The 11,269-nt window shown below is 71.2% G+C and carries 8 protein-coding genes; 1 reads left to right on the forward strand and 7 read right to left on the reverse strand.

Features of this window, described 5'->3' with window-relative positions; genetic code table 11:
* Positions 1-63: 63 nt before the first annotated feature.
* From hemW to lepA, 4 genes are all read right to left on the reverse strand, one after another.
* Positions 64-1,296, reverse strand: a complete 1,233-nt coding sequence (gene hemW, locus ACH4NX_RS10425; protein WP_351387968.1) for a radical SAM family heme chaperone HemW — start codon at positions 1,294-1,296, stop codon at positions 64-66.
* Positions 1,297-1,323: 27 nt separating this feature from the next.
* Positions 1,324-3,621, reverse strand: coding sequence for a SpoIIE family protein phosphatase (locus ACH4NX_RS10430; RefSeq protein ID WP_398128532.1), 2,298 nt, complete (start codon positions 3,619-3,621; stop codon positions 1,324-1,326).
* 237 nt (positions 3,622-3,858) lie between these two features.
* Positions 3,859-5,736: an AMP-dependent synthetase/ligase gene (locus ACH4NX_RS10435; protein ID WP_398128533.1), complete on the reverse strand. Its 1,878-nt coding sequence runs from the start codon at positions 5,734-5,736 to the stop codon at positions 3,859-3,861.
* Positions 5,737-6,069: 333 nt separating this feature from the next.
* On the reverse strand, positions 6,070-7,938 hold the full coding sequence (gene lepA, locus ACH4NX_RS10440) for a translation elongation factor 4 (RefSeq protein WP_279559343.1): 1,869 nt from the start codon (positions 7,936-7,938) through the stop codon (positions 6,070-6,072).
* Between the two features lie 284 nt (positions 7,939-8,222).
* Here lepA and rpsT point away from each other — a divergent pair, with 284 nt between their 5' ends.
* Complete coding sequence (rpsT, locus tag ACH4NX_RS10445) at positions 8,223-8,489, forward strand: 30S ribosomal protein S20 (protein ID WP_345593877.1); 267 nt, start codon at positions 8,223-8,225, stop codon at positions 8,487-8,489.
* A 298-nt stretch (positions 8,490-8,787) separates the two neighbouring features.
* On the opposite strand, the gene holA is transcribed toward rpsT, so the two are convergent.
* The 3 genes from holA to ACH4NX_RS10460 form a co-directional block, all read right to left on the reverse strand.
* The gene (holA, locus tag ACH4NX_RS10450) at positions 8,788-9,777 is read right to left on the reverse strand and encodes a DNA polymerase III subunit delta (protein WP_351387960.1); all 990 of its coding nucleotides are present in this window, start codon (positions 9,775-9,777) and stop codon (positions 8,788-8,790) included.
* 88 nt (positions 9,778-9,865) lie between these two features.
* A complete protein-coding gene (locus tag ACH4NX_RS10455) occupies positions 9,866-10,111 on the reverse strand; it encodes a hypothetical protein (protein ID WP_351387958.1) in 246 nt (81 codons plus the stop codon).
* Positions 10,112-10,164: 53 nt separating this feature from the next.
* Positions 10,165-11,046, reverse strand: a complete 882-nt coding sequence (locus ACH4NX_RS10460; RefSeq protein WP_398128534.1) for a YceI family protein — start codon at positions 11,044-11,046, stop codon at positions 10,165-10,167.
* Positions 11,047-11,269 lie beyond the last annotated feature (223 nt).

Genomic DNA, 11,269 nt, shown 5'->3' on the forward strand with positions numbered 1-11,269 from the left:
GCAGCCTACGAACCAGACTAGGGACCGAACCTCCGATCCGCACCGATTCACTCACCCGAGTGATCAGTCCACCAGGTCCCGCACCACCGCGTCCGCCAGCAACCGCCCGCGCAGCGTCAGCACCGCGCGCCCGGCCTCGTAGGGCTCTTCCTGCAGCAGCCCCTCGCCCAGCGCCCGGCGCGACGCCGTGAGCCCCGCTTCCCTCAGCAGCGACAGCGGGACGCCTTCCCTCAGGCGCAGCTCCAGCAGGACGCGCTCGACGCGCCGGTCCTCGTCCGTGAGGATCTCGCGTCCGGCGCCCGGTGACTTCCCGGCCGCCAGCGCTCCCGCGTACGCCCCCGGGTGCTTCACGTTCCACCACCGCACGCCGCCCACGTGGCTGTGCGCTCCCGGTCCCGCGCCCCACCAGTCGGCGCCGCGCCAGTACAGCTCGTTGTGCAGGCAGCGGCCCGCGTCGGAGGTGGCCCAGTTCGACACCTCGTACCAGTCGAAGCCCGCCGCGGAGAGCGTCTCCTCGGTGATCAGGTACCGGTCGGCGTGGACGTCGTCGTCGGTCATGGGGACCTCGCCGCGCCGGATGCGGCGGGCCAGCTGGGTGCCCTCCTCGACGATCAGCGCGTACGCGGAGACATGGTCGGGGCCGGCGCCGAGCGCCGCGTCGAGGGAGGCGCGCCAGTCGTCGTCGCTCTCGCCGGGGGTGCCGTAGATCAGGTCGAGGTTGACGTGGTCGAAGCCGGCCGCGCGGGCCTCCGCGACGCAGGCCTCGGGGCGGCCCGGGGTGTGGTTGCGGTCGAGCACCTTCAGGACGTGCTGCCGCGCGCTCTGCATGCCGAAGGAGATCCGGTTGAAGCCGCCCTCGCGGAGGGTGGCGAGGTAGGCCGGGTCGACGGACTCCGGGTTGGCCTCCGTCGTGATCTCCGCGTCCGCCGCGAGGCCGAACTCGTCGCGGATCGCGTGCAGCATCCGCACCAGGTCGCCGGCGGCCAGCAGGGTGGGCGTACCACCGCCGACGAAGACCGTGCGGACCTCGCGGGGGTCGTCGCCGAGCACCTTGCGGGCCAGGCGGACCTCGTCGACGAGCGTCTCGGCGTAGTTGTCCCGGGAGGCGAGGACGCCGCCGGTGCCGCGCAGCTCGGTCGCGGTGTACGTGTTGAAGTCGCAGTAGCCGCAGCGGGTCGCGCAGTACGGCACGTGCAGGTAGAAGCCTAGGGGGCGGTCGGCGGCGCCGGCGAGCGCGGACGCCGGGAGGGCGCCGTCGGCGGGGACGGGTTCGCCGTCGGGGAGTGCGGAGGGCATGCGTTCCATTGTCCCGTACGGCCGTGGTTACTCGGCCTGGAGCACCAGCAGGGCCAGATCGTCCTCCGGGGGCCGGGGCCCGAACTCGTGCACCAGCCGTCTGATCCGCTCGGCGACCAGCCCGGCGTCCAGCCCCGCGCATCCGGCGAGCGCGACGGCGAGACCGTCCCCGTCGTCGAACTGCCGGGAGCCGCTGCGCCGCTCGGTGACCCCGTCCGTGACGCAGAGCAGGGTGTCGCCGGACCGCAGCTCGAAGGTCTCGCTGGTGTACGTCGCGTCCTCGACGACCCCGAGCAGCGTCTGCGGCCGCGCTACCGCGCGCACCGTGCCGTCGGGGCCCAGGAGCAGCGGCAGCGGGTGCCCGGCGGAGGCGAGGGTGCAGCGGACACCGCCGTCGAAGGGGACCAGTTCGCCGTAGAGCATGGACAGGAAGCGGGTCTGCGGTCCGTCGCCCGGGGCAACCGGAGGTCCGACGGCGACCAGGGCGCGGGCGGCGGCGTCCGCGGCCTCGGTGGCGTCGTCGAGGAGGAGCTGGTTGAGGCGGTCGAGGACGTCGGGGACCTCGTACTCCTCGCGGGCCAGCAGCCGCAGCCAGGGCCGGGCGAGGCCGATGACGACGGCGGCCTCCGGTCCCTTGCCCTGGACGTCGCCGACGGCGAAGCACCAGCGGCCCTCGCCGGCCGGGAAGAGGTCGTAGAAGTCGCCGCTGGGGCCGCCCTTGTCGCACGGTTCGTAGACGAGGGCGCTGCGTACGCCGGGGATCTCGGCGACGGCGCCGGGCAGCAGGCCGCGCTGGAGGACGGCGCTGATGGTGGCCTGCCGGGCGTACTGGCGGGCGGCGCCGATGGCGAGCGCCACCCGGCGGCTGAGGTCCTCGACGAGGCCGGTGATCTCGTCGGGGAAGCCGGCGGGGCCGGCCCGGCCGATGACCAGGGTGCCCAGCGGCCGGCCGCCGGCGACCAGGCGGTAGGCGAGCGCGGTGCCCCGCGCGGCGTCCGGGCCGAGCACCTCGGCCGGCCAGGGGTGGGCGACGGGGCCGGAACGCCACGGGTCGTGGGGGCGCGGCGGGTCCTTCTCCAGGGCCCGGCGCAGTTCCTCGAAGTGGCTCTCGCCGGCGTGCCAGACGCGGGCCAGGCGGGTCCCCACGGCCGCGCCCGGGTCGTCGCTCCAGGCCGCCCGGCCCAGGGACTCGTCCTCCAGCCACACGCCGCACCAGTCGGCGAGCCTCGGCACGATCAGCTGGCCGGTGAGGGAGGCGACCAGGTCCTCGTCGAGCTGCCCGGCCAGGAGGTCGGAGGCCTCGGCGAGGAAGGACAGGGCGCCACGGCCCAGCCACTCCCGGTCGCGCACGCCGCGCCCCCGGCCGGTCCCGGCGGTGCCGTCCCACCAGTCCGGCGGGTCCGGGGGGTCCGAGCGGTCGGGGCCGTTCCCGCGGTCGGGGGCTTCTCGGCGGTCGGGGGCCGGGTCGTGGCGGAGGGCCTCGTCGTGACTGAGGGCCTCGTCGTGACTGAGGGCCTCGTCGTGACTGAGGGCCTCGTCGTGACTGAGGGCCTCGTCGTGGCGGAAGGTTACGTCGCGGCGGAAAGCTTCCTCGTACTCGGGCTCAGACTCTCCCATCACGCGGCCGGGGCCTGCCCCGCGCCCGGGGCCCGTCGGAGCGTCCTCGGGGCCTCCCAGGCCGCCGGGAACCTCCAGGTCCGGATCGCCGTGGGCCCCGGGCCCGCCCCACCCTGCGAGCCCCTCCCCCGGCGGGTCCACGGCCGGGGACTCGGTGCGCCGCAGGCCCCGGCCCCCGGCGTACGCCTCGATCTCCCCGGCGACCTCGGCGCCCGCGGCCGGCAGCCGCGCCCACACCGTCTTGGTGCCCGGGCGGTAGGTGATGCCCCAGGCCTCCGAGAGCGCGGCGACGAGCCGCAGGCCGCGCCCGTGCTCCGGGAGCTCGTGCGGCGTCTCGTCGTCGCCGCCCCTCGGCGCGCGGCAGGGGTGGTAGTCCGCGGCCTCGACGACGACGGTGCCCGTCTCCTCAAGCCGGCAGACCACCTCGACGTCGGTGCCCGCGTGCACGACGGCGTTGGTGACCAGCTCGCTGACGACCACCAGGGCGTCGGCGGCGAGATGCTCGGTCAGCTGTTCCGTGCCGGGCAGGCCGAGCGCGGACCAGCCGGCGAGCGAGGCCCGCACCATCTCGCGGGCCGCGCCCGGCGCCAGGGAACTTCCGAGCAGGGTCACGTGCGCCCGCGCGCACTCCTGGGCGGATGCGTCAGCGGCGTGCGCGAGCACGCCGGCGCGGGAGACGGTCTCCCGTTGCGTCGGAATGGCCCCCATGAACGGCTCCCCGGGCAGTTCGTGCGAATACTTCGCAGTCGATGCCGACAGAGTGACAGACCGACCCCGTCCATAAGCGCGGAGTTACCGAAGTGGGCCGTCACGAGTGAGAACCGTGCTAGGCGAACGTTCGAAGACAGCCGGAAGACGGACACGTTCGGGCATCGGCCGTGCCGATCAGCCGATCACGACGCCCGCCCCCGTTCCGCGCGTCGTGCGGCCCGTGCCCCGCCCCCGCTACGACTCCCGCGAGCCGTCGTACATCTCCTCGATCAGGTGCTTGTACTCCCGCTCCACGACCGGCCGCTTCAGTTTCAGGCTCGGGGTGATCTCCCCGTGCTCGACGTCCAGGTCGCGGGGCAGCAGGCGGAACTTCTTGATGGTCTGCCAGCGCTGGAGGCCCTCGTTGAGCTGCTTGACGTAGCCGTCGACCATCTCGACGGTCACGGGCGCCGCGACGATCTCCGCGTACGGCTTGCCCTCCTGGCCGTTCTCCTTCGCCCACTGGGTGATCGCGATCTCGTCCAGGGCGATGAGCGCGGTGCAGAAGTTCCGGTCGGCGCCGTGCACCAGGATGTTGGAGACGTAGGGACACACCGCCTTGAACTGGCCCTCGACCTCGGCGGGCGCGATGTACTTGCCGCCCGAGGTTTTGATGAGGTCCTTCTTGCGGTCCGTGATGCGCAGGTAGCCGTCGGGCGAGAGCTCGCCGATGTCGCCGGTGTGGAACCAGCCGTCGGCCTCCAGGACCTCGGCGGTCTTCTCGGGCAGCTTGTGGTAGCCCTCCATGATGCCGGGGCCGCGCAGCAGGATCTCGCCGTCGTCGGCGATGCGCACCTCGGTGCCGGGCAGCGGCTTGCCGACCGTGCCGGTGCGGTAGGCCTCTCCGGGGTTGACGAAGGAGGCGGCGGAGGACTCGGTGAGGCCGTAGCCCTCCAGGATGTGGATGCCGGCGCCGGCGAAGAAGTAGCCGATGTCGGGGGCGAGGGCGGCCGAGCCCGACACGCAGGCGCGCAGGCGGCCGCCGAAGGCCTCGCGGATCTTGGCGTAGACGAGTTTGTCGGCGATGCCGTGCTTGGCGGACAGGCCGAAGGGGGCACTGGCGGTGCCGGTGCGCTTGAAGTTGTCCTGAGTGACCTTGGCGTACTCGCGGGCGACGCCGGCGGCCCACTGGAAGATCTTGTACTTGGCTCCGCCGCCCGCCCGGGCCTTGGCGGCGACGCCGTTGTAGACCTTCTCGAAGATGCGCGGCACGGCCGCCATGTAGGTCGGCCGGACGACCGGCAGATTGTCGATGATCTTGTCGACCCGGCCGTCGACGGCGGTGACGTGACCGACCTCGATCTGGCCGGAGGTCAGCACCTTGCCGAAGACGTGCGCGAGCGGCAGCCACAGGTACTGCACGTCGTCGCCGGTGACCAGGCCGGTCGCGGCGATCGCCTTGGCCATGTACGACCAGCAGTCGTGCGGGAGACGGACGCCCTTGGGCCGGCCGGTGGTGCCGGAGGTGTAGATGAGGGTGGCGAGCTGGTCCCTGGTGAGCGCACCGACCCGCTCCTTGATCAGCTCCGGCTCCTTCTCCAGGCGGGCCGCGCCGAGGGCCTCCAGCGCGCCGAGAGTGAGGACCCAGTCCTCGGTGGTGTCGGCGTCGGTCGCGTCGATCACCACGACGTGGGTGAGGTCGGGCAGCTCCGCCTTCTTCTCCCTGGCCTTGGCCAGCTGCGCGGCGTCCTCCGCGATCAGCACCCGGCTCTCGGAGTCGGAGAGGATGTACGCGGACTCGTCGGCGTTGGTCTGCGGGTAGACGGTGGTCGTCGCCGCGCCGGCGCACATGATGCCGAGGTCGGCGAGGATCCACTCCAGCCGGGTGGCGGAGGCCAGTGCCACGCGCTGCTGCGGCCGGATGCCCAGCTCGATCAGACCGGCCGCGATCGCGTGGACCCGCTCGGCCGCCTGCGCCCAGGTCAGCGACTTCCAGTCGTCCGGACCCCCGCCGGAGGCCGACGGCACCGGGTAGCGGTACGCCTCGGCGTCCGGCGTGGCCGTCACCCGCTCCAGGAAGAGTCCCGCCACGGAGGGCGGACGGTTCTCGATCAGTGTCTGTGTGTCGCTCACGACATCCTCCGTGGGCCCGCGACGGTGCGGCCTGCTCGTTCTGCTCGTTACGACCGGCTCAGGTGCGGCTGGTTCTGGTGTGGCTGGTTCAGGTGTGGCTGGTTCACTCTCGGGCGGTTGTTCCGGCCTGCTCAGGCGTTGTTTAACTCGCGAGTAACTAGCGAGCAGGCATCAGAGTAAAGGGCGACCGGCCCGTGCGTAAGTCTCCGCGCCCTGTCACTTCACACGGAAGCCCACCCGTGACATGCGAAGGGGCCCGCCGCGCTTTCGCACGGCGGGCCCCTCGTGTCCGTTTCGCCGGGTGGGCGGCAGGCGTCGCGAGGACGGTCGCGGCTACTTCTTGGCCTTGCCCGACCCCGCGTTGTCATCACTGGACAGGACCGCGATGAAGGCCTCCTGCGGGACCTCCACGGAACCCACCATCTTCATCCGCTTCTTGCCCTCCTTCTGCTTCTCCAGCAGCTTCCGCTTACGGGAGATGTCACCGCCGTAGCACTTGGCGAGGACGTCCTTGCGGATGGCGCGGATCGTCTCGCGGGCGATCACCCGGGAGCCGATGGCGGCCTGGATGGGCACCTCGAAGGCCTGGCGCGGGATCAGCTCGCGCAGCTTGGCGACGAGCCGCACGCCGTACGCGTACGCCGCGTCCTTGTGGGTGATCGCCGAGAAGGCGTCCACCTTGTCGCCGTGCAGCAGGATGTCGACCTTGACCAGGCTGGAGGTCTGCTCGCCGGTGGGCTCGTAGTCCAGCGACGCGTATCCGCGCGTCTTCGACTTCAGCTGGTCGAAGAAGTCGAAGACGATCTCCGCGAGCGGGAGGGTGTAGCGGATCTCCACCCGGTCCTCGGAGAGGTAGTCCATGCCGAGCAGGGTGCCGCGCCTGGTCTGGCACAGCTCCATGATCGCGCCGATGAACTCGGTCGGCGCCAGGATGGTGGCGCGCACGACCGGCTCGTACACCGCGTCGATCTTGCCCTCGGGGAACTCGCTCGGGTTGGTGACGGTGTGCTCGACGCCGTCCTCCATGATCACGCGGTAGACCACGTTGGGCGCGGTGGCGATCAGGTCGAGGCCGAACTCGCGCTCCAGCCGCTCGCGGATCACGTCGAGGTGCAGCAGGCCCAGGAAGCCGACGCGGAAGCCGAAGCCGAGGGCCGCGGAGGTCTCCGGCTCGTAGACCAGGGCGGCGTCGTTGAGCAGGAGCTTGTCCAGCGCGTCGCGCAGCAGGGGGTAGTCGGAGCCGTCCAGCGGATACAGACCGGAGAAGACCATGGGCCTCGGGTCCTTGTAACCGCCGAGCGCCTCCTCGGCGCCCTTGTGCATGCTGGTGACGGTGTCACCGACCTTGGACTGCCGGACGTCCTTCACACCGGTGATCAGATACCCCACCTCGCCGACGCCGAGGCCGTCGGCGGAGAGCATCTCCGGCGAGTTGGTGCCGATCTCCAGCAGCTCGTGCGTGGCGCCGGTGGACATCATCCGGATCCGCTCACGCCTGTTGAGCTGGCCGTCGATGACACGGACGTACGTCACGACACCCCGGTAGGAGTCGTAGACGGAGTCGAAGATCATCGCGCGGGCGGGGGCGTCCTTGACGCCGACCGGAGCCGGGACCTCGGCGACGACCTTGTCCAGCAGCGCCTCGACCCCGAGGCCGGTCTTGGCGGAGACCTTGAGCACGTCGGCGGGGTCGCAGCCGATCAGGTTGGCGAGTTCCTCGGCGAACTTCTCGGGCTGCGCGGCCGGCAGGTCGATCTTGTTCAGCACGGGGATGATCGTGAGGTCGTTCTCCATCGCCAGGTAGAGGTTGGCGAGGGTCTGGGCCTCGATGCCCTGGGCGGCGTCGACGAGGAGGATGGTGCCCTCGCAGGCGGCCAGCGACCGCGAGACCTCGTAGGTGAAGTCGACGTGCCCCGGCGTGTCGATCATGTTGAGGATGTGCGTGCTGCTCTTGTCGTGGGTGGGGGCCCACGGCAATCGCACCGCCTGGGACTTGATCGTGATGCCGCGCTCGCGCTCGATGTCCATGCGGTCGAGGTACTGGGCGCGCATCTGCCGCTGCTCCACCACACCGGTCAGCTGGAGCATCCGGTCGGCGAGCGTGGACTTGCCGTGGTCGATGTGCGCGATGATGCAGAAGTTGCGGATCAGCGCCGGGTCGGTACGGCTCGGCTCGGGCACATGGCTGGGGATCGCGGGCACGCAGGGTCCTGATTCTTGAGGCGTCCGCAGTGTCTGCGGTCTCGGGTCGGATCGATACGTAGCCTCCATCGTCCCACGGGTGGGGAGCTGGGATGGGTTTGGGACGGGTTGAGGCCGGAGGAGCCCGGAATCGGGACGGGCTTGGGCCGGGATTGGGCCGCTCGACGGGCCGCTGGTAGTGTGGGGGGCTGTGTCTCTTGCCCTCTCAGCACGGGACGCTCCTTCAAGAAATCATCGGCACGGGACCCTCGCGGCCTCGTGCCTGAACCTGCAAAGGCTCATTCGTGGCGAACATCAAGTCCCAGATCAAGCGGAACAAGACCAACGAGAAGGCCCGGCTGCGCAACAAGGCCGTCAAGTCCTCTCTGAAGACCGCGGTCCGCAAGGCCCGTGAGGCCGCTGCCGCGGGTGACGTGGAGAAGGCCACCGAGTACCAGCGCGTTGCCGCGCGTCAGCTCGACAAGGCCGTCTCCAAGGGCGTCATCCACAAGAACCAGGCCGCCAACAAGAAGTCGGCGCTGTCGCAGAAGGTCGGCGCTCTCAAGGGCTGAACCACTTATCTGGTCTGATCGCCGGAAGGACCCAGAGCGGGCCCTCTCTCATCCGCTCCCGTCCGGCACCCAAGGATCCATGCGCGACCTGCGTTCGCCACGCGGGCATGGATCCCCCGAGCTTGATCCGAAGGCCCCGGTGGCCGTCCTTCCCCAGGACGGCCACCGGGGCCTTCGGTATGCCCGTGATACGGCGGGGGTGTCGTTTCCGGGAGCCGGCCCGTCGTTTCTTGGAGTCGGCCTGAGGCCTGATCCCCGACGACGCCCCTGACCGTCCTGTGCGCGCTCCTGCCCGCGCCTACGCCCGACCTCGCGAACGCGCCGCCCTGGCGATGGTCACCACGGCCTTCTCCAGGGCGTACTCGGGATCCTCTCCGGCGCCCTTCACCCCCGCGTCCGCCTCGGCCACCGCGCGCAGGGCCACGGAGACGCCGTCCGGTGTCCAGCCGCGCATCTGCTGCCGGACGCGGTCGATCTTCCACGGCGGCATTCCCAGCTCGCGGGCGAGGTCGGCGGGGCGTCCGCCACGGGCGGAGGACAGCTTGCCGATCGCCCGCACGCCCTGTGCCAGCGCGCTGGTGATCAACACGGGTGCCACTCCGGTCGCCAGCGACCAGCGCAGCGCCTCCAGTGCCTCCGCCGCCCGTCCCTCCACCGCCCGGTCGGCGACCGTGAAGCTGGAGGCCTCCGCCCGTCCCGTGTAGTACTGCCCGACGACCGCCTCGTCGATCGTGCCCTCGACGTCCGCGGTCAGCTGGGACACCGCGGAGGCCAGCTCACGCAGGTCGCTGCCGATCGAGTCGACCAGTGCCTGGCACGCCTCGGGGGTGGCCGACCGCCCGGCGGTACGGAACTCCGTGCGCACGAAGGCCAGCCGGTCCGCGGGCTTCGTCATCTTCGGGCACGCCACCTCGCGCGCGCCCGCCTTGCGGGCGGCGTCCAGCAGGCCCTTGCCCTTCGCGCCGCCCGCGTGCAGCAGGACGAGGGTGATCTCCTCGGCGGGTGTGCCGAGATAGGCCTTCACGTCCTTGACCGTGTCGGCGGACAGGTCCTGCGCGTTGCGTACGACCACGACCTTGCGCTCGGCGAAGAGCGAGGGGCTGGTGAGCTCGGCGAGCGTGCCGGGCTGCAGCTGGTCGGGGGTCAGGTCGCGTACGTCCGTGTCGGCGTCGGCGGCCTTCGCGGCGGCCACCACCTCCTGCACGGCACGGTCGAGCAGGAGGTCCTCCTGGCCCACGGCAAGGGTCACCGGGGCGAGAGGGTCGTCATTCGCAGTCTTCCTGGCCATCGCGACAAGCATCGCACGCACCGCTGACAACGGGCCCCGCCCCGCGTCCCGGCCGGGCTGGGCGGCGGCGTCCGCACCAGTCGGCCAGCTAGGGCTCCTCGCGCCAGCCCTCCCACTCCCCCACGAACTCGTCGAGCTCGCCGGGGTCCAGCCGTCCCTTCTCGTCGCGCAGGACTACGAGCCACTGGGCGTCCTCGGCGTCGTCCTCGCCGGCCAGGGCGTCACGGACGAGTTGGGGTTCCTCGTCGAGTCCGAACCGCTCCCCGAGCTCCTGGGCCACCTCCTGGGCGGCGTCGCGGTCGGGCAGCACCAGCACATGTCTCACTTCACTCACGCGTGCCATTGTCGGACACCGCGCGGCAGCCCGACCGCCAGGCCGGTGTCAGGTCAGCTCTTGGGCACGATCTGGATGTCGAGCTCGATCCTGATGCTGGGGCCGACCACGGCGATGCCTCGCGCCAGCATCGTCTGCCAGCTCACCGTGAAGTCGTCACGGTGCAGCTCGGTGGTGGCACGGCAGGCGGCCCGCGCCTCGCCCTCCATCCCGTTGCCGAGGCCGAGGTACTCGGCGTCCAGGGTGACCGTGCGGGTCACACCGTGCAGCGACAGCGCCCCCGTGACGGCCCACCGGTTGCCGCCCCGGTGCGTGAAACGGTCGCTGTAGAACTCCAGGGTCGGAAACCACTGCACGTCCAGGAAGTCCCCCGACCGCAGGTGGTCGTCGCGCATCTTCACGTTGGTGTCGATGGACGCCGCGTCGATCACCACGTGCATCGCCGACTGCTCCATGTCGTCGGCGATCCGCACGGCGCCCGCGAAGGAGTTGAACCGGCCGTGGATCCGGGCCAGCCCGATGTGCCGGGCGGTGAACGCGATCGACGAGTGCGCCGGCTCGATCTCCCAGTCGCCCGGCGTGGGCAGCTCCGGAGGCTGGGCCACCTGCAGGGTCACGTCGCCGAGTGAGGCCAGCGTGTCCTCGGTGACGGTCGCGGACGCCCGGTACGGCGTGTAGCCCTCGGCGGACACCGCGAGCCGGTACTCCCCCGTGGGCACCGTCGCCACGAACGAGCCGAAGGGGTCCGTCCCGCCGCTGACCACCTTGCGGCCCATGGCGTCGCTCACCGTGAACTCCGCGTTGAGCACCGGCTCGTTGACGGGGTCGAGGACCCGGCAGCTCAGCACTCCCGCGTTCGGCGGGGTCCGCACCGCTGCCAGGGGACCCGTCCGTTGCATCCGCTTCGTTCGGCTTCCCAGCCAGCGGCCGATCATCTGCGACACCCTCTGCACGACTTGAGAAACTAGTTGACGAAGAAACATTCGATCACTGATGGGGCATTCGAGGCAACACGGGACCACATCACGGGAAACCAGCGCATGTGCTGGGAGTACGCACGAGTAGCCCCCTGTGGCCCGAATTGACCGCTCCGGGTGTAATGCCTGATCGTCAGGGCCGACTCACTCACCATCGGAGCCACGCCGCCTCACCGGCGGG

It is taken from the genome of Streptomyces sp. NPDC017225 (assembly GCF_044331465.1).
Lineage (GTDB): Bacteria > Actinomycetota > Actinomycetes > Streptomycetales > Streptomycetaceae > Streptomyces.

What these genes read in the sequence shown, in the direction of transcription:
- holA (WP_351387960.1), bottom strand. Translation starts at nt 9,777, where the DNA reads ATGGCCAGGAAGACTGCGAATGACGACCCTCTCGCCCCGGTGACCCTT.
- ACH4NX_RS10460 (WP_398128534.1), bottom strand. Translation starts at nt 11,046, where the DNA reads ATGATCGGCCGCTGGCTGGGAAGCCGAACGAAGCGGATGCAACGGACG.
- ACH4NX_RS10430 (WP_398128532.1), bottom strand. Translation starts at nt 3,621, where the DNA reads ATGGGGGCCATTCCGACGCAACGGGAGACCGTCTCCCGCGCCGGCGTG.
- hemW (WP_351387968.1), bottom strand. Translation starts at nt 1,296, where the DNA reads ATGCCCTCCGCACTCCCCGACGGCGAACCCGTCCCCGCCGACGGCGCC.